Origin of the sequence: Acinetobacter genomosp. 15BJ (genome assembly GCF_000400715.1) — a bacterium.
Classification (GTDB): domain Bacteria; phylum Pseudomonadota; class Gammaproteobacteria; order Pseudomonadales; family Moraxellaceae; genus Acinetobacter.
Genome location: NZ_KE007345.1, coordinates 241,312 through 263,265, shown reverse-complemented (window position 1 = coordinate 263,265; position 21,954 = coordinate 241,312). Strand labels below are relative to the sequence as shown.

At 42.6% G+C, this 21,954-nt stretch carries 15 protein-coding genes; 14 read left to right on the top strand and 1 reads right to left on the bottom strand.

Annotated features, from left to right (window positions below):
* Positions 1 to 22 precede the first annotated feature (22 nt).
* Genes F896_RS18035 through F896_RS18045 form a run of 3 tightly spaced genes read left to right on the top strand, consistent with a single transcriptional unit; the run spans position 23 to position 3,417 of the window.
* Positions 23 to 1,420 carry a UDP-N-acetylmuramoyl-tripeptide--D-alanyl-D-alanine ligase gene (locus F896_RS18035; protein ID WP_016162312.1) on the top strand — a complete coding sequence of 466 codons (1,398 nt, stop codon included), beginning with the start codon at positions 23 to 25 and terminating at the stop codon, positions 1,418 to 1,420.
* Entirely contained in the window at positions 1,421 to 2,539 is a 1,119-nt protein-coding gene (mraY, locus tag F896_RS18040; RefSeq protein WP_016162311.1) for a phospho-N-acetylmuramoyl-pentapeptide-transferase, read from the top strand.
* A gap of 59 nt (positions 2,540 to 2,598) precedes the next feature.
* Positions 2,599 to 3,417, top strand: coding sequence for a putative RNA methyltransferase (locus F896_RS18045; protein ID WP_016162310.1), 819 nt, complete (start codon positions 2,599 to 2,601; stop codon positions 3,415 to 3,417).
* A gap of 15 nt (positions 3,418 to 3,432) precedes the next feature.
* On the opposite strand, the gene ponA is transcribed toward F896_RS18045, so the two are convergent.
* Positions 3,433 to 6,027 (bottom strand): penicillin-binding protein PBP1a, encoded by a 2,595-nt coding sequence (gene ponA / locus F896_RS18050; protein ID WP_016162309.1) that lies wholly within the window; start codon positions 6,025 to 6,027, stop codon positions 3,433 to 3,435.
* A 162-nt stretch (positions 6,028 to 6,189) separates the two neighbouring features.
* Here ponA and F896_RS18055 point away from each other — a divergent pair, with 162 nt between their 5' ends.
* The 11 genes from F896_RS18055 (at position 6,190) to F896_RS18105 (ending at position 21,926) form a co-directional block, all read left to right on the top strand.
* Positions 6,190 to 7,248 (top strand): pilus assembly protein PilM, encoded by a 1,059-nt coding sequence (locus F896_RS18055; protein ID WP_016162308.1) that lies wholly within the window; start codon positions 6,190 to 6,192, stop codon positions 7,246 to 7,248.
* Positions 7,248 to 7,898 (top strand): PilN domain-containing protein, encoded by a 651-nt coding sequence (locus tag F896_RS18060; RefSeq protein WP_016162307.1) that lies wholly within the window; start codon positions 7,248 to 7,250, stop codon positions 7,896 to 7,898. Before F896_RS18055 ends, F896_RS18060 begins: the two co-directional genes overlap by 1 nt.
* Complete coding sequence (locus F896_RS18065) at positions 7,895 to 8,638, top strand: type IV pilus inner membrane component PilO (RefSeq protein WP_016162306.1); 744 nt, start codon at positions 7,895 to 7,897, stop codon at positions 8,636 to 8,638. Before F896_RS18060 ends, F896_RS18065 begins: the two co-directional genes overlap by 4 nt.
* Positions 8,639 to 8,640: 2 nt before the next feature.
* The gene (locus F896_RS18070; RefSeq protein ID WP_016162305.1) at positions 8,641 to 9,168 is read left to right on the top strand and encodes a pilus assembly protein PilP; all 528 of its coding nucleotides are present in this window, start codon (positions 8,641 to 8,643) and stop codon (positions 9,166 to 9,168) included.
* 61 nt (positions 9,169 to 9,229) lie between these two features.
* Positions 9,230 to 11,359 (top strand): type IV pilus secretin PilQ, encoded by a 2,130-nt coding sequence (gene pilQ / locus F896_RS18075; protein ID WP_171069635.1) that lies wholly within the window; start codon positions 9,230 to 9,232, stop codon positions 11,357 to 11,359.
* Between the two features lie 10 nt (positions 11,360 to 11,369).
* Positions 11,370 to 11,939 carry a shikimate kinase AroK gene (gene aroK, locus F896_RS18080; protein ID WP_155765771.1) on the top strand — a complete coding sequence of 190 codons (570 nt, stop codon included), beginning with the start codon at positions 11,370 to 11,372 and terminating at the stop codon, positions 11,937 to 11,939.
* Between the two features lie 20 nt (positions 11,940 to 11,959).
* Positions 11,960 to 13,042, top strand: a complete 1,083-nt coding sequence (gene aroB / locus F896_RS18085) for a 3-dehydroquinate synthase (RefSeq protein ID WP_016162302.1) — start codon at positions 11,960 to 11,962, stop codon at positions 13,040 to 13,042.
* Between the two features lie 19 nt (positions 13,043 to 13,061).
* The gene (locus tag F896_RS18090) at positions 13,062 to 13,925 is read left to right on the top strand and encodes a hypothetical protein (RefSeq protein ID WP_016162301.1); all 864 of its coding nucleotides are present in this window, start codon (positions 13,062 to 13,064) and stop codon (positions 13,923 to 13,925) included.
* A gap of 453 nt (positions 13,926 to 14,378) precedes the next feature.
* Positions 14,379 to 18,857, top strand: coding sequence for a glutamate synthase large subunit (gene gltB / locus F896_RS18095; protein WP_171069631.1), 4,479 nt, complete (start codon positions 14,379 to 14,381; stop codon positions 18,855 to 18,857).
* A gap of 71 nt (positions 18,858 to 18,928) precedes the next feature.
* Positions 18,929 to 20,350, top strand: a complete 1,422-nt coding sequence (locus F896_RS18100; protein ID WP_005185515.1) for a glutamate synthase subunit beta — start codon at positions 18,929 to 18,931, stop codon at positions 20,348 to 20,350.
* 181 nt (positions 20,351 to 20,531) lie between these two features.
* The gene (locus F896_RS18105) at positions 20,532 to 21,926 is read left to right on the top strand and encodes an MFS transporter (protein ID WP_016162299.1); all 1,395 of its coding nucleotides are present in this window, start codon (positions 20,532 to 20,534) and stop codon (positions 21,924 to 21,926) included.
* Positions 21,927 to 21,954 lie beyond the last annotated feature (28 nt).

Sequence of the window (21,954 nt, the reverse complement as noted above, 5' to 3'; positions counted from 1 at the left end):
GGTTAAAAGGTAAATAAAGCGTATGCATACTTCAACGACCAGTACTGTTCCATTACAACCTTGGACCGCAGAACAATTACAACAAGCGACACAAGGGCAGTGGCATAAACAGAAGCTTCCGCAAGGTGAAATTAAACGTATTTTAACTGATTCACGTCATGCGGAAGCAGGCGATGCTTTCCTTGCCTTAAAGGGCGAACGTTTTGATGCGCATAGTTTTGTCGCACAAGTAGCTACACAAGGGTGCCAAATAGCGATTGTTGATCATCCTGTCGATGCTGATATTGCGCAGTTGGTTGTCAAGGATACGCGTTTGGCTTTGGGGCAGTTGGGGGCTTATCGTCGCCAACACAACCCACAATTGAAGGTGATTGCTTTAACAGGCAGCAGTGGCAAAACCACCACCAAAGAAATGTTGGGCAGTATTTTATCTCGCTTGGCGCCGACCTTAATTACCCGTGGCAACCTGAATAATGATCTCGGTGTCCCAATGATGTTATTGGAATTACGTCCAGAGCATCAATATGCCGTGATGGAGTTAGGGGCAAGTCATCAGGGTGAAATTGATTACACTTCGGATCTAGTGCAGCCGCATGTGGCAGGGATTTTAAATATTGGTACAGCACACTTGGGGGAGTTTGGTGGACGCGAAGGCATTTGTCGCGCTAAATCAGAAATCTATGCGCATATTTTGCCTCAAGGTACTGCAATCGTTCCTGCACAAGATGATTTCTCTGAAACGATTCGTGAGAATGCGCAAACACATTCAATGCTGAGTTTTGGTGAGGGTGGTGATATTTTTGCTACAGATATTCAGCTTCATCCTCAATCGGCACAGTTCAACTTGCATACACCACAAGGTGTTCGTGCAGTAAACTTGCCATTTGCTGGTGCGCATAATGTACAGAATGCCACTGCAGCGACTGCATTTGCTTTAGCGATTGGTATTGCATTGGATGATATTGTGCAAGGCTTAGAGCAAGCACAAGGTGCCAAAGGTCGTTTGAACTTTATTCAACACCAACATCATTTGTTTATTGATGATACCTATAATGCCAATCCGACTTCGATGCGTGCAGCGGCACAGGTATTGCTGCAACAGCAGGGCTTAAAAGTCATGGTGATGGGAGATATTGGTGAGCTGGGTGACAGTAGCTGGCAAGAGCATCATGATCTCGGCCGAGACTTGGCACCGTTACCGTTACAGTATCTGGTTGTGGTCGGTGAATTCGCTGAAGCAGCGCAACAAGGTTCATCTCATTCAGAAAAGTTACATGCCTTTGCAACACAGGCAGAAGCATTACCGTTTTTAATTAATTTAGTCCAAACACATCAACCCCAGTCAATGAGTTTCCTATTCAAAGGGTCTCGTTATACCCACATGGAAACGTTGATGGCTGACTTGATGGAGAAAATTTAAATGTTGTTATGGTTATTTGAGCAATTGGCGGACTATAACAGTTCGTTTCAGGTTGTTCGTTATTTAACATTGCGCTCTTTGTTGAGCTTACTGACGGCCTTGACGATCGGACTGGTTTTAGGGCCAGTGATGATTCGTAAATTACAAGCATTAAAATATGGTCAGGCTGTGAGTTCTTTTGCGCCTGAAAACCATGCAAAAAAAATGGGAACCCCAACCATGGGCGGGATTCTTATTTTACTCTCCATTGGGATTAGTACCTTGCTTTGGGCTGATTTATCTAATCCATATGTTTGGATTGTGCTCGGTGTCATGGTGGTATTTGGTGCAGTGGGTTGGGCGGATGACTGGATTAAAGTCCGTTATAAAGACAATGCAGGTTTGCCAGCACGTAAGAAATTTTTCTGGACTTCGGTGGCGTCTTTGGGCGCAGGTATTGCCTTGTATGTCATTGCGAAACAACAAGATAGTGTTCAGCATACGGCAGATATGCTGGATCTGCTGCTCCCATTCTTTAAGAATCTGTCCATTCCGCTTTCGGCTGTGCCATTAGGTTTAGCATTTATCGGCTTCACTTATCTGGTGATTAATGGTGCATCCAATGCGGTCAACTTGACCGATGGTTTGGACGGTTTGGCTATTATGCCGATTGTGATGGTGGCTGCCGGTTTAGGGGTATTTGCTTATTTGTCAGGCGACATTCGTTTTGCTGAATATCTGCATATTCCTTATGTAAAATATACCTCGGAACTGGTGGTAATTTGCTCTGCTATGGTCGGTGCTGGTTTAGCCTTCCTCTGGTACAATGCGCATCCAGCCCAAGTCTTCATGGGCGATGTGGGTGCATTGGCGCTTGGCGCTATGCTTGGTACGATTGCGGTAATGGTTCGTCAGGAAATCGTATTTGCCATTATGGGCGGTGTTTTTGTAATGGAAGCAATTTCGGTCTTCTTGCAAATCGGTTCATTACGGATGCGGAATAAGCGCGTATTCTTGATGGCACCTTTACATCACCATTATGAAAAGCAAGGCTGGAAAGAAACTCAGGTTGTGATTCGTTTCTGGATTATCACGATTTTCCTCGTCGTGTTAGGCTTAATGACCTTAAAATTACGTTAAACCAAGATTCAAGAAAGAAGCTGGTATTGACCAGCTTTTTTTATGTTTGGAGAAAATAGATGAGTTTGTTGATGTGTCCTGTTTGTCGCCAATCCTTGAATTTGGTTGAGAATTCTTGGCGTTGCGAGAAAGGACATCACTATGATGTAGCGAAACAGGGCTATGTTAATTTACACGTGGTGCAGCATAAGCATAGTAAAAGTCCAGGGGATACCCCTGAGTCAGTGCTGGCACGTCGTGAATTTTTGCAAGCAGGTTTTTATCAGCCTTTACAACAGGCTGTGGTTGAGATTCTACAGCAACTTAAACCTCAAGCCATTTTAGATATTGGTTGTGGTGAAGGCTATTACACCAGCGCCATGCAAGCACATACCCAGCAGTGTATCGGTGTGGATATTGCCAAAACAGCCGTACAGCGCGCAGCAAAGTTAAATGCAGAGGTTGTATGGGTGGTTGGAACAGGTGCAACCTTGCCCGTACAAAATCATTCTATTGACATTTGTACCAGTCTATTTAGTCCGATTCCACAAGATGAAATCGTGAGAGTCTTGCGGGATGATGGTTATTTAATTGTGGTAACGCCTGCACCTAAACATCTCTTTGATTTGCGTGAAGCGTTATTTGAGCAAGTGAATTTGCATGAACCTCAAAAATTTGTAGAACAGCTAGATGCTCAGTTTGAGTTAAAGCAAGCACACCTTGTTGAAGCGCCACTGCAATTGGATCAAGTTGCCTTGAAGAATTTAATCGCGATGACGCCTTATGCTTATAAAGCGAATCTTGAACGACGCAAAGGACTTGAGCAAGCGCAGCAATTTACAGTGACTGCCGCCTTTCAGATTTATCTATTCCAAAAAAGAAAGAAGCCATCAATGTGATGGCTTCTTTTTTATTTACTGGATTTGATTGATCAAATGTTCAATCCCATCCTTTTCTTTTGGCGGTGGGTTCTGTGAATTTGAACCCATTGCAGGCGGTTGCTTTTTCGCTGGGACAATAGGCTGCTCGTCAGTCACTGGTGTTGTTCCAGGGAGGTCTGAGAAATCATTTTGTGTTGAGCGAACGGGTGCAGGTGGTGCAGGGCGATAAAGTGGGCGCGCCAATGGAGGAGAGGCGCGATACTCTTTTTTATCTTCGCTTTGCTGGATTTGTAATTTATCACGAGAGATTGGATCTTTCGCTTCTTTATCCAAACGTACCCAAGCTGATGGCGTATCTTTTAAAGATTTACCCATAAAATTGGTCCAGATTGGAAGTGCAGCAACGCCACCATATTCACGACGACCCAGTGTACGTGGTTGGTCAAAACCGACCCAAGCAATTGCAACCAAGTTACCATTAAAGCCTGCGAACCAAGCATCTTTAGCATCATTGGTTGTTCCTGTTTTACCACCGAGGTCATCACGACCAATTTTAAGTGCAGCACGACCAGTACCATGTTGGATTACATCCCGTAAGATGTTGGCCATGTCATAAGCGGAACTTGATTTTAAAATACGTTGTGCTTGACGATAATCACTATTGGCTTTTGCTGTTTGTGCCGTATCAGCAGGCGTTATTTGTGCTTCAGAGGCTGCGAATGCTTCATCTAAAGTTTGGTTGCTAATTTCTGTCACCTTGTCTTTAGATTCATCAGCTTTCACTGTTTGCTGTTGGTTATTCGTATTTGGATTGCTGATACATGGAATGCACGCGTACTCAGGCTTTGCTTCATAAATCACTTTGCCAGCCGCATCTTCGATACGTGTAATGAAGTGCGGTTGAATACGATAACCACCATTGGCAAAAGTTGCATAACCTGTTGCCATCTGAATTGGCAGTACCTGCGGTGTACCTAATGCAATGGTATAGTTACGTGGAATCTGATCTTCTTGTAAACCAAAATCCATAAATAGTTGACGGGTACGTTCAATCCCTACGTTTTGTAATAAACGCACTGAAACGGTGTTACGGGATAAATAAAGCGCACGACGTAAAGGGATCATACCCAAATAGCGACCATCAGAGTTTCTTGGAGACCACTTACCAATGGTGATGGGACTGTCATTGACCATGCTGTATGGGGTCATGCCGCGTTCCAAAGCCAATGCGTAGACAAAGGGCTTAATGGTAGAGCCAGGTTGTCTCCAACCTTGTACGGCACGGTTAAATTTAGATTGATAAAAGTTATAACCACCGACAACGGCTTCAATTGCGCCATCATTGGGGTTAATGGCAATCAATTGTCCTTGGACTTTTGGAACTTGAACCAAAGACCAAACCGTTTTGCCTTCATTTGGACGTAGACGAATAATATCTTTGACTTTGACAATTTGTGAGGCGTTCGAAGGCGCTCCACCGACGCTATTGGCATTGCGGTACGGGCGAACCCATGACATCCCAGACCAGTTGACCGTTACTGTTGAACCATCTTGCATTAAGGCATCAAAAGAATTGTTGTTGACCTTGATGACTTGGGCTGGGTAAGTGTTTGCATAAGCAATAAATTGTTTGAGTGGTTTGTCATGTGCTTCAGGACCACGCCAGCCATGACGACGGTCATAAGCCTCTAAGCCATCTTGAATGGATTGTTCTGCATAACGTTGACGGTTGCTGTCAACTGTCGTGTATACCTTATAACCTGAGTCAACAGCTTGTTCACCAAAATGTTCAACCAGTTCTGAACGAACCATTTCACCAACATAGGGGAATACGTTGCTGACCGAGCGATCAATCATATTTAAGTTGATGGGCTCTGCAACAGCTTGTTGGTATTGATTTTGGTTGATATAGCCCAGTTGTAACATACGTCCTAAAATCCAGTTACGACGTTCAAGTGCACGCTCAGGATTAACCACTGGATTATATTTTGAAGGTGCCTTAGGTAGACCTGCAATCATTGCCATTTGTGCTGTGGTCAGCTCGCCAATATTTTTGTTGTAATAGACACGTGCCGCAGCAGCAATACCATAGGCATTTTTACCTAAGAAAATTTTATTCACATAAGCCGCTAAGATTTCTTGTTTTGTTAAGTTTTGCTCGATTTTTCGCGCCAAAAACACTTCAGTTAGTTTGCGTCGAAGAGTTCGGTCTGGGCTTAAATAATAGTTCTTTGCCACCTGCATGGTAATGGTTGAGCCCCCAGTTTGGACATCAGACCCTGTAACAGATTCAGTAAGCGCTCGCCCAAGCCCTTTAAAACTAATACCATTATGTTCAAAAAAAGATGAGTCTTCCGCTGCTAAAAAAGCATGAATAAAGGTTGGAGGAATCTGCTCATACTTAACTGGAATGGATAATTTTCCGCCATATTCTGCAATTAACTGATTATCTGCCGTGTAAACTTGCAATGGTTTTAGTAAAGGCGCTTTTTTAAGTGAACTCATATCTGGCAGTGAAGGTGCGAGATAGAGATACATGCCATAAAATCCCATTGGAAGTGAGACTAAGATAATAATAATGATCAAAAAAAATGGGCGAACAATACCAGAACTGGATAGCTTTTTCATAATAAGTAAGTTTTAATAAGAGCGAATGGCAAACTAATTGTGGTCAGTATATCCTTTAGACATGCGGATTGTTAGATGAGTTATTGTATCCGTATCAATTAAAGACCAAAACAAATTAGTGTGTTGTATTTTTGGGGATAAAAAAATAAATAGGAAAGTACTGTGCTCAGGTTATATCGTAAACCAAATAAGGGGTTAACGGGTGTCGATATTAGTTCGACAACTGTTAAATTATTGGAGCTCTCTGTAAAGAACGGTAGATATTGGGTTGAAAGTTATGCAGTGATGCCATTGCCTGAAAGCAGCGTGGTTGAAAAAAGCATACTGAATCCAGAGGCGGTAGGGGATGCGCTTGAGAGAGTGGTAAACCTTGCAAATCCTCACACCATGAATGTTGCGATTGCAGTACCGACATCGATGGTCATTAATAAGATCATCGAGATGGATGCTGACATGACGGATGAAGAACGAGAAGTTCAAATTCGTATGGATGCTGAGCAATACATTCCGTTCCCATTAGATGAAGTGAGCCTAGATTTTGAAGTTTTACCTGATCGTTTGGCCAATCCAAACCGGGTAAATGTGCTCTTGGTTGCAACGCGCACCGAGAATGTAGACACGCGTGTAGAAGTGCTTGAACTGGCGGGTTTAACTGCAAAAATTGCAGAAGTTGAAAGCTATGCTATGGAACGTGCGTTCAGTGTGTTTGCAGATACGCTACCAATGGGCGCAAATACGGTAGGTATTTTGGATATTGGTCATACAATGACCACTTTATCTGTCATGCAAAAAGGCAAGATCATCTATACACGTGAGCAAGTGTTTGGTGGTCGCCAATTGACCCAAGATGTTCAGAGTCGCTATGGCCTTTCTTTTGAAGAAGCTGGTCGTGCTAAAAAAGAAAGAAGCTTGCCAGATGATTATGACACAGAAGTCCTTGAACCCTTCTTGGATGCTGTCGTACAACAAGCCGCGCGTTCACTCCAATTTTTCTTTTCATCTTCTCAATTTAATGAAATTGATCATATTTTACTGGCTGGTGGGAATGCCAATATTCCAGGTCTAGCTAAGCTATTACAACAAAAACTCGGTTATCGCGTCACCATTGCCAATCCATTTCTACAAATGGGTTTTTCTCCCCAAATTGATATTAAAAAAATTGAAAACGATGCTTCCTCTTTGATGGTTGCATGTGGTTTGGCATTGAGGAGTTTTGATTAATGGCAAAGATTAACTTACTCCCTTGGCGTGATGAGCTAAGAGAACAAAGAAAGAAACAGTTTGTCGCATTTTGTGTTGGGGTTGCTGCATTAGGGGTTGTATCAGTTTTTTCGGGGTGGATGTATTTCGATCACAAACTGAATGATCAGGAACAAGCCAACCAACTGATTGTGAGTACCAACCAGAATTTAGATACCCAATTAAAAGCATTGGATGGCTTACAAGAACGACGTAATGCGATTATTGAACGCATGAAACTGATTCAAGGCTTACAAGGACAACGTCCTGTTACCGTACGTTTGGTCGATGAATTGGTACGCGTCACTCCTCCAACTATGTACTTAACCAAGTTTAGTCGTACAGGGGATAAATTCACGATTGAAGGAAAAGCTGAAAGTCCAAATACGGTGGCTGAACTTCTACGTAATCTAGAAGCTTCTCCTTGGTATCGCAATGCCTTTATGAATTCCTTCCTTGCCGTGGATGAAAACAAAAATAAAGACAAAACAGCAAGTTCTTTGGTGCCTCGTGTTGAGGAAAATTATGGAAGCTTTGTTGTCACTGTAGATTTAGGTGAAATCGGGACAACTGCTGAGGCTGCACCAACGTCAGACGTTGCAGCATCAGGGGCAGTAGAGGTGACAAAATGAAGTTAGATAAATCGGATGATTTAAATCAAGACACCGTTGCTGTAAAGAAAAAGAAAATGACGGTCGACCAATTCTTCCAGCAATTTAATACGCTGGATATGAATAACTATGGCAGTTGGCCATTATCGGTCAAAATTACCTGCTGGATTTTTGTTTTCTTGGCGGTTGCAGCATTGGGTTATTTTGTGGTGATTAAGTCTCAGCTTGAATCGATTGCAAATGCCGAAGCTCAAGAGCAAAGCTTGTTGAATGAGTTTAAAGAAAAAGATTCAAAATTGCGTAATCTGCAACAATATCAAGCGCAACTGCAAGAAATGGAAGCTAACTTTAACCAACAGTTAGAGCAATTGCCTAAAGAGACTGAAATTCCAAGCTTGGTTGAGGATATAAACTTAACCGGTGTGAACTCAGGGTTGAAATTTAAAAATATTCGTCTTGAGAGTGAAGTGAAGCAAGAGTTCTTTATTGAACAGCCCATCAGTATTGATGCGACGGGTGATTATCATGCTTTTGGTGCCTTTGTGACAGGCATTGCCGCTTTGCCGCGTATCGTGACCTTGCATGATTTTACGGTTGAAGCAAAAGAAGATACACAGAAAAAATCTGATATTCCTGTTGTCAATTATACGGTTAAAGCAAAAACATATCGTTATGTTGGGGCGGATGAGCAAACAAATAATGCTGCGGGCGCAGCTACGGCTCAAACAACAGCTACTCCACCTGCGCAAGGAGGAAAATAGTAGTGAATAATTATAAATTATTACTGGGTTTATTAATTGGGGCGACTTTGGTGGGATGTGATTCACGTATTGATGCGGTGAATCAGAAGATGGCAGACATTCGTAATCAGCCACCTTTGCCGATTGAGCCAGCACCAGTTTTTACCCCTGTGCCATTGTTTAACTATTCAGCTCATCAGCTTAAAAGCCCATTTATGCCAAGCTCATTGGCTGCTGAATTGAAGATTATGGCGGGGAAACGGGTTTATCCGAATTTTAATCGCCAGCCACAGCCTTTAGAGAGTTATGCGTTGGAATCGTTGAATATGAAGGGCAGTATGCGCGGTAAAACCAGCAATACCATTGCCCTGATTCAGACACCAGACGGTCAAATTGAACGTGTGCAAGTCGGAAGTTATTTGGGTATGAATCAAGGGCGTATTATTAAAATTAGCCCAACCCAAATCGATTTGGTGGAGATTGTACCTGATGGTCGAGAAGGCTATGTCGAGAGACCTCGTACACTCGTTTTAATTGGACCAGCGCCGTAAGATTAAGGGAATAAAAATGAAAAAACAGTTTAAAGATTCTTTATTTGGGGAAGCGAAGACCATGAATCATGCATTCCGTCAATTTTCTATGGGTGCGATTGCGATTGCGGTGATGCAAGTGGCATCAGCGCAAGTGAGTATGACCAATATCGTACCAATGAGTTTGGGTGATCAGGGCACGGAAATTCGTGTGATGTTTAATGGCCTTCCACCACAACCGCAAGCTTATCAACTTGAACAACCTGCTCGTTTAATTCTGGACTTTGATAAGTCACAACAAGGTCTAAAGCAAAACTCGATTCCAGTATCAACCGCTGAAGCGAGTTCGATTGAGGTTGCATCGGATGATCAGCGTTCACGTGTGATTGTGAATTTAAAAGATGCGGGTGCATTCACAACACGTGTTGAAGGCAATACCTTTGTTCTTAAAATTAACTCAGCCAAACCTGCTGCGATAAATACACCTGCTGCCGCTGTGCGTCAGGTACAGCAAGGCATTTCCAATATTGGTTTCCAACGAGGGAGTCAGGGCGAAGGTTTGGTTGTGATTGATTTGCTGGGTAATAACACCCCTGTGGATGTACAACAACAAGGTAGTAAAATTGTGGTGCGTACAGCAGGGAATAAAATTCCGACACATTTAGCCCGTCGTTTAAATACCAATGATTTTGCAACACCTGTGGCCAGTATTGATGCTTATAATGATAAAGGCAATGGTGTGATTACCATTCAATCTGCTGGAAGCTATGAGTATATGGCTTACCAAGCAGAGAATAAGCTCACTATTAGTCTGAAACGCCCTATAGATAATTCTCCGGCCAAAGCCAAGGCACAAACTTATACCGGCAATAAAATTTCTTTAGATTTCCAAGATATTGAAGTACGCCGAGTATTGCAGTTATTAGCTGATTTTACTGGTATTAATATGGTAGCTGCGGATACGGTACAGGGTAATATTACTTTACGCCTTAAAGACGTACCATGGGATCAGGCACTTGATATTGTGTTAAAAACTAAAAATCTAGATAAGCGTCGTAATGGTAATGTGATCTGGATTGCACCTGTTTCTGAGTTGATTAAGGCAGAAGAGGAAGAAGCCAAAGCCATTGCACAAAGTGTAAAATTAGCACCACTACAGACTGAGTATATTCAGTTGAATTATGCTAAAGCCACGGATATTGAAAAATTAATTACTCAGGGTAAGAGTAGTAATAGCAATAATAATGTCTCAGGTTTAGGTGGCAGTGATGCATTAGTTGGAGGTTTATTAAGCCCACGAGGAACAGTATCAATTGATCCACGAACCAATACTTTAATTGTGAATGATACTTCACAAAAAATTGATCAGATTCGCAAGATGGTTGATTTACTGGATGTTTCAGTTAAGCAAGTGATGATTGAAGCGCGTATTGTCAGTGCCAGTACTGATTTTACCAAAGAGATGGGCGTAAAATGGGGTATTTTATCGCAAGGGATTACCAATAATAATGATCTATTGGTAGGGGGGAGTGATACAACGCTTTGGAATTTGAGAGATCCACAAAAAAATGATAATGGCGGTGCGAAATATGAAATTGAGCGCCCAGATAACCTGAATGTCGATTTAGGTGCGGTAACACCAGGAGCAAGTCGTATTGCTTTTGGTCTGATTAGTCTGTCTGATTTTATGTTGGACCTGGAGTTATCAGCTGTACAAGCGGATGGCTATGGTGAAGTGATTTCTACACCAAAAGTCATGACTGCGGATAAGCAAGCTGCAAAAATTGAGTCAGGTACTAAAATTCCATATGCATCATCTTCTGGCGGTGGGGCAAATGCAGTACCTAAAACCGAGTTTATTGATGCAACTTTGAGTTTGGATGTTACGCCAAGTATCACGCCAGAAGGTAAAGTCATGATGAAGTTGAATATTACTAAGGATTCACCAAGTAGCCCAACACCAACAGGTCAACTGACAATTAATAAAAACTCGATAGATACCAATGTTCTGGTTGATAATGGTGAAACCGTAGTATTGGGTGGTATTTTTGAACAAGAAAATTTGAATAGTCAAACCAAGGTGCCATTCTTGGGGGATATTCCGTATATTGGTCGATTATTCCGTAGAGATATGAAAACGGATAAAAAACGTGAACTGCTTATTTTTGTGACACCGAGAATTGTTAATGACACTTTGACCAGAAATCATTAATATATTTTCAATAATTGCATTGAATATAGGTGGCGCGTTGCCAAGCAAAGCGTTTGAAACCCTACCAAATGTTTATTTGGTAGGGCCGATGGGGGCAGGGAAAACAACAGTTGGTCGGCATTTAGCAGAATTGTTAGGCCGAGATTTTATTGATAGTGATCATGAGATCGAACGTAAAACAGGCGCGACCATTCCATGGATTTTTGAAAAAGAAGGGGAAGTTGGATTTCGTTTGCGTGAAACCAATGTTTTAAATGATCTTACCTCCCGTTCATTATTGGTGTTGGCGACAGGTGGTGGAGTTGTTACTCAAGCGAAGAATCGTGAATTTTTAAAACAACGTGGTATCGTTGTTTATCTTTATACGCCTGTAGAGCTACAGCTACAGCGAACCTATCGCGATAAAAATCGTCCATTATTACAAGTTGAAAATCCAGAGCAAAAATTACGTGATCTACTGACGATCCGCGATCCTTTATATCGCGAGGTTGCACATTATATAATTGAAACAAATCAAGGTGCAGCACGGGATTTAGCGCAACGTATTTTGCACGTCATTTTATCTAAACAAGTTAAGTAGTCTCTGGTTGGTTTAAGTTTATGCAAACGTTACATGTCGAGTTAGGTGATCGTCGTTATCCGATCTTTATTGGCAGCCATTTAGATCCTAAAAGTTTACTTGAGCCATATCTACATGGTCGGCAAGTGATGTTGGTATCCAATACAACGGTTGCACCACTCTATTTACAACATTATTTGGATGCATTGACTCTGTTGGATAAACAAGTGGCGCAATGCATTTTGCCTGATGGCGAAAAATATAAAGATATTCAACACCTGAATTTAATTTTTGATGCCCTGCTCGAAGCAGGATTTAACCGTGATTGTACGGTATTAGCATTAGGTGGTGGCGTGATTGGGGATATGGCGGGTTTTGCATCGGCTTGCTTCCAACGCGGTGTGAATTTTGTTCAGGTGCCAACCACTTTATTATCACAGGTTGATTCCAGTGTGGGGGGTAAGACGGGAATTAATCATCCTTTAGGTAAAAATATGTTGGGTGCTTTCCAGCAACCACAAGTGGTACTAGCAGATATGGCGCAATTGGATACCTTGCCTGATCGTGAACTGTCTGCAGGTTTGGCTGAAGTGATTAAATACGCTTTATTGGGTGATACTGATTTTCTTGTTTGGTTAGAGCAAAACATGGATGCTTTGGTTGCTCGTGATGCAAATTTACTGGCTGAAGCAGTTTTTCGTTCATGTGCGCATAAAGCACGTATCGTGGCCAATGATGAAAAAGAACAAGGTGAGCGTGCGTTGCTCAATCTTGGGCATACTTTCGGTCATGCAATTGAATCTTATCTAGGCTATGGCACATGGTTACATGGTGAGGCGGTAGCAACAGGGATGGTGATGGCTGCAGATTTGTCGCAGCGTTTAGGTTGGATCTCTGCGGAAGATCTGCAACGTACAAAAAATATCATTCAATGTGCTCATTTACCGATATCATGTCCGAAAATTCCGTTAGATGAATTCTTGGCTTATATGTCGCACGATAAAAAAGTCTTAAATGGTCAATTGCGCTTGGTTTTATTGAAGAAATTAGGGCAGGCCGTGATTACCAAAGATTTTGATGTTGAGCTGATGAAACAATCTATTCTTGCAAATCAATCTGCATAATTAATCATTTGGGAAAAGCATGGCTGTATCACGATCAATTTGGCAAAATATTCAACAATATAGCTGGCTGGTTTTTGCCGTAGCTTGTTTAATAGCTGCATTGATATTTTGGGGTATTACCGATAGTCAAGTGTTGGTCAAAGAAGAGCAGCCATCCCAAACCGAAACCCAAGTCCAAATTCAGCCAGAAAAGGTTGCTGCGACAGCGCATTTAGGCGCTCTTTCGGATGAAGTTAAGCCCTTGGATTTAACCACACGTGTCGTGGTTTCCAATGATCATGCACCTGAATTTCGTGGCACTAAATTTATTAAAGAAAATCAGCAACGATGGACCATGGAAATTTTCCGTAGTTCAGATGAAGCAATTGTTAAAAATTTTCTATTGAACCGCGAAGATCGCAGAAAGTTTATATATTTCCGTTTGAGTGGTGAAGATCAGGTTGAACAATATGTTCTCGGCTATGGTGTATTTACAAATGCTGAAGATGCAAGTCGCCAATTTGCACAATTAAATCTAGCCCTACCAGAATCTGTTCAGCCAACGGCTCATCAATTCTCAAGTTATACTGCTTTAGTGAATGATCTAGGTGCTGACGAAATGAAGTCAGCAACCAATCAACTCTATGCGGTTCAGTTAAGACCAGCAGCATTGCCTAGAGTAGATGAGAGTTTACTGATGGGAAGTAGTGCATCTCAGAGTACGACTGCTGTACGTAGCGCGGAATCATCGGCGGTGAAGACCACAGTCACACAGCGTGATGCGCAGGGTAATGTAGTCAATGTAAAACAAACTCAATCGACACCAAAACCACCTGCAACTGCTGAAAAAATAAAAGAAAATTCAGATGCTTCAAAGCGTGAAGTGAGTGATCCTTTTAATTAATATTGCACTATAATTGTGCATTAGTGGTTCTTTTTATAGCACCATGGAATTTTTTGGTGCATTTTTATGCGCAAAAATGAGTGCATTCTTCTCCGTATCTTGGTGTTATTTTAACTTTTTTAATGATTTAGTAAAAACATGCATATATGGCATGTTTTTTGCTTTTTTGTGGTGCTAATTTGTCTGCTCATTGCCCTGTTTTGTGCTAAACAGTTCATTAATTGGGTGAAATGGAAAGTTTTTGTGCTTTACAAACCTAGGTGAAGGTGTAATAACTGAAAACACTTTATAGAGTGCAATCTCGTAGGGGAAAGACGTATATTGCAAATTCGCCATGATAAATGTTTTCGCGAAGCATTGAACTTTGTATGAGTTAATCGGCAATATCGCAGAAAATGAATTGATTGTTTGTTGCTCGAAAGAGCCATGTTGAAAGAAGGGTACGCTATGCACATGCCATCGCCTAATACTGTAGCTCCCGCTCAAGGTTTATATCAGCCTGATGAGTTTAAGGATAACTGTGGTTTTGGTCTGATTGCCCATATGAAGGGTGAATCAAGCCATCATCTGGTCGAAACTGCGATTCACAGTTTAAGTTGCATGACGCACCGTGGTGGTATTGCCGCGGATGGTAAAACGGGAGATGGGTGCGGATTGTTATTGGCGATGCCAAAACAATTTTTCCGTGATGAAGCTCAAAAGTTAGGTACTAATCTGACCGAGATTTTTGCTGCTGGTACGGTATTTCTAAATATTGATCCTGCTTTAGCGCAAAATGCAAAAAATATTCTAAATAAAGAAATTGAAGCTGCAGGTTTGACTGTTGCAGCATGGCGTGTCGTTCCAACCAATAATGATGCTTTAGGTGAAATTGCACTGCAATCTTTGCCTGCATTTGAACAAATTCTTGTTAATTGCCCAATGGGTTTAACTGAGGTTGAGTTTAATCGTAAACTCTTCTTAGCACGCCGTCGTGCGGAACAATTATTACAAAATGATCCACTTTTTTATGTGACGACTTTAGCAACGACTGTTATCACCTATAAAGGTTTGATGATGCCAGCGGCAATTGCTGACTTCTATACCGACTTGGCGGATGAGCGTTTAAAATCACATATCGTGGTATTTCACCAACGCTTCTCAACCAATACCTTACCGCGTTGGCCATTGGCACAACCATTCCGTTACCTTGCACACAATGGTGAAATCAACACCATTACTGCAAACCGTAACTGGGCTTTGGCACGTACACCAAAATTTGAAAACCCACTACTACCAGGTTTAACTGAGTTAAATCCAATTGTGAACCGTACTGGTTCGGATTCATCAAGCTTGGATAACATGCTTGAGATCTTGGTTGGTGGTGGTATGGATCTCTTCCGTGCACTACGTATGTTGGTTCCACCAGCATGGCAAAACGTTGAAACTTTAGATGCTGATCTACGTGCATTCTATGAGTTCAACTCGAAGCATATGGAAGCTTGGGATGGTCCTGCAGGTCTAGTGATTCAAGATGGCCGTCATGCGATCTGTATGTTAGACCGTAATGGTTTACGTCCAGCACGTTGGGTGATTACCAAAAATGATTACATCACGCTTGCATCTGAGATTGGTGTGTGGGGTTATGAACCTGAAGATGTAGTATCTAAAGGCCGCGTTGGTCCAGGTCAAATTTTGGTAATTGATACTTTGACTGGCAAAGTGCTTGAGACGAAAGATGTCAGCAATCACTTAAAAAATATGCGTCCATATCGTGAATGGTTGCGTGATCATGCGATTCGTTTACAAGCCAATCCACAGCTTGAAGAGCAATTGGTTGATCAAGGCTTAACTGGCGATGCATTAAAAGCAGCTCAGAAAATGTTTATGGTGACATTTGAAGAGCGCGATCAATTATTGCGTCCAATCGCAGAAAGTGGTCAAGAAGCAGTTGGCTCGATGGGTGATGATACGCCAATGGCGGTATTGTCTCGTCAAGTACGCCATGTTTCTGACTACTTCCGTCAGCAGTTTGCACAAGTCACCAACCCACCAATCGATCCATTACGTGAATCGATCGTGATGTCATTGGAAACCTGTTTGGGCCGCGAACAGAATGTGTTCGAGCAAGGTCCAGAGCATGCGGACCGTATCATCATTTCAAGCCCTGTATTGTCTAATTCAAAAATGCAGCAGCTTCGCGATGTTGAAAAAGAGCGCGAAGGGTATGGCGTTGTAGATATTGATCTGAACTATGTCGAAGCTGAAGGGCTGCAAGCAGCAATCGCACGTATCTGTGAAGAATCAGCACAGGCTGTACGTGATGGTAAAACCTTAATTGTATTAACGGATAAAAATTTCCGTGAAGGTTTCTTACCTGCAAACGCAGCATTGGCAACAGGTGCGGTACACCATCATTTGATTAAAACGGGTTTGCGTACCGATGCGAACATTTTAGTTGAAACTGGTTTTGCACGTGATCCACATCAATTTGCAGTATTGCTTGGCTTTGGTGCGACAGCAGTTTATCCATATCTGGCTTATGATGTGATCAATGATTTGGTTGCAAAAGGCGAGTTATTGGGTGATCCAATTCAGGCGCAAGCAAACTTCCGTAAAGGGATGGAAAAAGGCTTACTGAAAGTCCTTTCTAAAATGGGGATCTCTACGGTTGCTTCTTATCGCGGTGGTCAGTTATTTGAAGCGGTGGGTCTATCATCTGAAGTGGTGGATAAATGTTTCCTTGGTGTACCGAGCCGTATTCAAGGTGCAACATTTGCAGACTTAGAGAAAGATCAGAAAAAACTAGCAACCACAGCTTGGCAACATCGTAAACCGATTGATCAAGGTGGTTTGCTTAAATTCGTATTTGGTAAAGAGTACCACGCGTTCAATCCTGACGTGATCAACGCTTTGCACAAAGCGGTACGTTCAGGTCAATACGTTGACTTTAAAGAATATGCAGAACTGGTGAATAACCGTCCTGTCGCAACGATCCGTGACTTATTTAAGTTAAAAACAACAAATTCGATTGCACTGGATCAAGTTGAAACGATTGAAGATATTCTTCCACGCTTTGACTCTGCGGGTATGTCTTTAGGTGCATTATCACCAGAAGCACATGAAGCGATTGCAATTGCCATGAATACGATTGGCGGTCGTTCAAACTCGGGTGAAGGCGGCGAAGATCCTGCGCGTTATGGCACGATTCGTAACTCAAAAATCAAACAGATTGCATCAGGTCGTTTTGGTGTAACTCCTGCGTACTTAACCTCTGCTGAAGTTTTGCAGATTAAAGTTGCACAGGGTGCAAAACCAGGTGAAGGTGGTCAGTTACCAGGTGGTAAAGTGAATGGCTTAATTGCGCGTTTACGCTACTCAGTGCCAGGTGTAACACTAATCTCTCCACCGCCACACCACGATATTTATTCGATTGAAGATTTATCGCAATTGATCTTTGACTTGAAACAAGTCAACCCTCAGGCGATGGTATCGGTGAAATTGGTCTCTGAGCCAGGTGTTGGAACGATTGCAGCAGGTGTTGCAAAAGCTTATGCCGACTTCATTACCATTTCTGGTTATGACGGTGGTACAGCAGCATCTCCACTGTCATCCATTCACCATGCAGGTTCGCCATGGGAACTTGGTTTAAGTGAAGCGCATCAGGCGCTTCGTGTGAATGATTTGCGTGGTAAAGTCCGTGTTCAAACTGATGGTGGTTTGAAAACAGGTTTAGATGTAGTGAAAGCGGCAATTTTAGGTGCGGAAAGCTTTGGTTTTGGTTCAACACCGATGATTGCATTAGGTTGTAAATACCTGCGTATTTGTCACTTAAATAACTGTGCGACCGGTGTTGCAACGCAACAAGACCATTTGCGTCAAGAGCATTATATTGGCGAGCCAGAAATGCTGATCAACTTCTTCAAGTTTATTGCTGAAGAGACACGTGAATGGTTAGCTGCACTTGGTGTTGCATCATTGAAAGATTTGATTGGCCGTGTCGATCTACTTGAAGTTTTACCAGGTGAAACAGACAAGCACGCGCATCTTGACCTCAGTGCACTATTAACGTCGCATCCTTCTGCTGAAGGCAAGGCACAATATTGCCAAGTTCAAGGCAATGCACCATTCGATAAAGGTGTGTTGGCGGAGAAAATGGTGGCAGAGATGTTACCGGCAATTGAAGCAGGTGCTGGCGGCTCATTCAACTTCACAGTAGGTAACTGTGATCGTTCGATTGGCGCACGTATCTCAGGTGAAATTGCGCGTCGTTATGGCAACTTGGGTATGGAAAACAGCCCAGTGGTAATGAACCTTGTTGGTACAGCAGGTCAGTCGCTTGGTGTTTGGAACGCAGGTGGTTTGCATATCAAACTGGAAGGTGATGCCAACGACTATGTCGGTAAAGGTATGGCGGGTGGCCGAGTATCGATCTTCCCACCAAAAGGTTCACCATTCCAAACGCAAAATACCGCGATTATTGGTAACACCTGTTTATATGGTGCGACTGGCGGTAAAGTCTTTGCGGCGGGAACTGCGGGCGAGCGTTTTGCGGTTCGTAACTCTGGCGCATTTGCTGTGATTGAAGGTGCGGGCGACCACTGTTGTGAATATATGACGGGTGGTGTGGTAACAGTATTAGGTAAAGTGGGTCATAACTTCGGTGCAGGTATGACTGGTGGCTTTGCTTATGTACTTGACCTTGATAATGACTTTGTTGACTACTATAACCACGAACTTATTGATCTAAATCGTATCTCTACAGAAGCGATGGAAGACCACAAAGAAAACTTACTGCGTATTCTTGACGAACATATTCAAGAGACGGGTAGTGCTTGGGCCTACAAGATCCGTAATGAGTTCGACTTCTATAGTCGTAAGTTCTGGCTGGTAAAACCAAAAGCTGCTAATTTGCAAACGCTTTTGAAAACTACCCAAGCTGATCCACAATAATTCCACGACTGCATAGACATAGGCAGGTGCAGAGATGAGGGACATCGCTGCGCCTACCCACGGAGAGAGACATGGCAGAGCGCCTGAATAATGACTTTCAATTTCTGGATGTAGCACGCCAAGATCCAGAGAAAAAAGATATTACTGTCCGCAAGGCAGAGTTTGTGGAAATTTATAAACCTTTTACTGCGGAAGTGGCTGCGAATCAGACCCACCGTTGTTTAGGTTGTGGTAACCCGTATTGTGAATGGAAATGTCCTGTACATAACTACATTCCAAACTGGTTAAAGTTGATTGCAGAAGGTCAAATTTTCCAAGCAGCTGAACTTTGCCACCAAACTAATACCTTGCCAGAAGTATGTGGTCGTGTTTGCCCACAAGACCGTTTGTGTGAAGGTGCTTGTACCTTAAACGATGGTTTTGGTGCAGTGACCATTGGTAATGCTGAAAAATATATTAATGATACGGCTTTTGCATTAGGCTGGCGTCCAGATATGTCTGGCGTTAAATGGACTGATAAAAAAGTTGCGATCATTGGTGCAGGTCCAGCAGGCTTAGGCTGTGCAGATATTCTTGCGCGTGGTGGCGTAAAACCAGTGGTATTTGATAAACGCCCTGAAATCGGTGGTCTTCTCACATTTGGTATTCCAGAATTCAAAATGGAAAAAGATGTGATGAAACGTCGTCGCGAAATCTTCACAGGAATGGGTATTGAGTTCCGTTTAAATACCGAGATTGGTGTTGACGTAACGATTGAACAACTTCTGACTGAATACGATGCCGTATTTATGGGTATGGGAACTTATACCTATATGAAAGGTGGTTTCCCAGGTGAAGATCTCAATGGTGTGCATGATGCATTAGATTTCTTGATTGCTAATGTGAACCGTTGCCAAGGTTGGGAAAAAGATCCAAGCGAATACATCAATCTAGACGGTAAAAAAGTAATTGTTCTAGGTGGTGGTGATACCGCGATGGACTGTAACCGTACTTCATTACGCCAAGGTGCGCATGATGTGACATGTGCTTACCGTCGTGATGAAAGCAACATGCCAGGTTCTGCACGTGAAGTGAAGAATGCTTATGAAGAGGGTGTAAAATTCCTGTTCAACCGTCAGCCAATTGAGATCGTTGGTGAAAATGGCAAAGTGACTGGCGTTAAGGTTGTAACCACACAAATGGGTGCACCTGACAGTCGTGGTCGTCGTAGCCCTGAACCAATTCCGGGTTCTGAAGAAGTGTTACCAGCAGATGCGGTATTACTTGCATTCGGTTTCCGTCCAAGTCCAGCAGATTGGTTTAGCACTGCAAATGTAGGATTGGATGGTTCAGGTCGTGTGGTCGCGGCTGAACAACAAGAGTTCAAATTCCAGACCTCGAATCCAAAAATATTTGCGGGTGGTGATATGGTACGTGGTTCTGACTTGGTTGTGACGGCAATCTGGGAAGGTCGCCAAGCAGCTGAAGGTATTTTGGACTACCTTGGCGTGTAAGCTCTTTTAATCTTTAAGTTTTAAATGCCCAAGCCAAGTGCTTGGGCTTTTTTATTTTGTCGATGTTTGATGGTATTTGCTCTTATAGCCAAAGAAAATAAAACTTTAACAAGCAGTCAATAAATTGCTATGCTATTAATGATAATAATTCTCATTTTTGTTGTGCTGAGTGGATAAAATAATGACATCGAAACTCAATGACAGGCTATTAATTGCTGCGCTGTATACCAGTACTTTCCTTTGCTTGGTGGATTTGAGCAGTGTGAATTTGGCTTTAACCGCAATTCAAAATCAGTTCAATAGTCATCTTGCCGATTTACAATGGGTGATCGATAGCTATGCACTGAGTATGTCAAGTTTAATGCTGGCGGTGGGAGCTTTAAGTCAGTGGTTAGGGCGCAAACGTCTGTGGTTGACGGGTGTTTTGATATTTATTTTTGGCTCGGTGATTTGTGCCGCTGCGCCAGATTTTAGCTTATTGATTGTTGGGCGAGTGATTCAGGGCGTTGCGGGGGCGATGCTGATTCCTTTAACCCTTGCAATCATCGTACATCACTTTACCCAAGTTGATCGAAGAGCACGCGAAATTGGCAACTGGAGTTCATTCAGTGCTTTTGCCTTGATTGTTGGGCCATTAATGGGTGGCCTCATGGTGCATTATTTAGGCTGGCAGAGTATTTTTTGGTTAAATCTACCCGTTGGATTATTGGCTTTAGTTTTAGGCTGGAAAGGGATTGAACCAGATTCAAACCAGCAAAAAGTAAGTTTTGACTATTTAGGACTGATTTATAGCGTGATTGCAATTGCAACACTGACTTATAGCATTATCATGGTACAGCAAGCCCATATCGGCTATCTGATTAGTTTTAGTTTTCTCATCTCGATTGCCTTTGCTCTAATTTTTATTCGACATCAAAATAAAGTCTCGCACCCTCTGGTGCCACGTCACTTATTCCGTAACCACATTTTCTTGCGTTTTAACCTGATTTCATTTTTATTGGGATTTGCAGGGTATAGCTCTTTATTTGTCTTTGCGCTGTTTTATCAAGAACAAGTTCATTTAAGTGCGGCGCAAGCAGGCTGGGTGATCGCTCCGCAATTCCTAATGCAGGCCGTGGTTTCCATTTGGTTCGGACGCTTACAGCAAAGTTATGGAGCATTGTTATTGCTTCGGATCGGTTTGCTGATCTCAGGCGTTGCATTGATCGCGATGGTCAGCTTCCAGAGTAATTCTTCATATCTGCTGTTTATTGGCTTAAGTGGCATGATGGGTGCGGGCATTGGATTGATCGTGCCGAGTTCGAGTACCTTGAGCCTACATGCGGTATCGCAGGCAGATGCCAGCTTTGCCGCTGCAATTTTAAATATGCTCAGACAACTTGGACTGACCTTTGGGATTGCGGTATTAGGGACATTAACTGCATTTCTGATTAAATGGACTGTTGTGAGCTTGCATTATTCGATGGCTGAGGCGCAGTTATTGGCATTTCATATTGTCGTGGTAATCATGGGTGGACTGTTTCTTGCAGCTGTATGGAGCTTGAGAAAAATTAAACAACAAGAATGTATCGCCTAGATATCATCGGTATAGACCAGTCATCTTT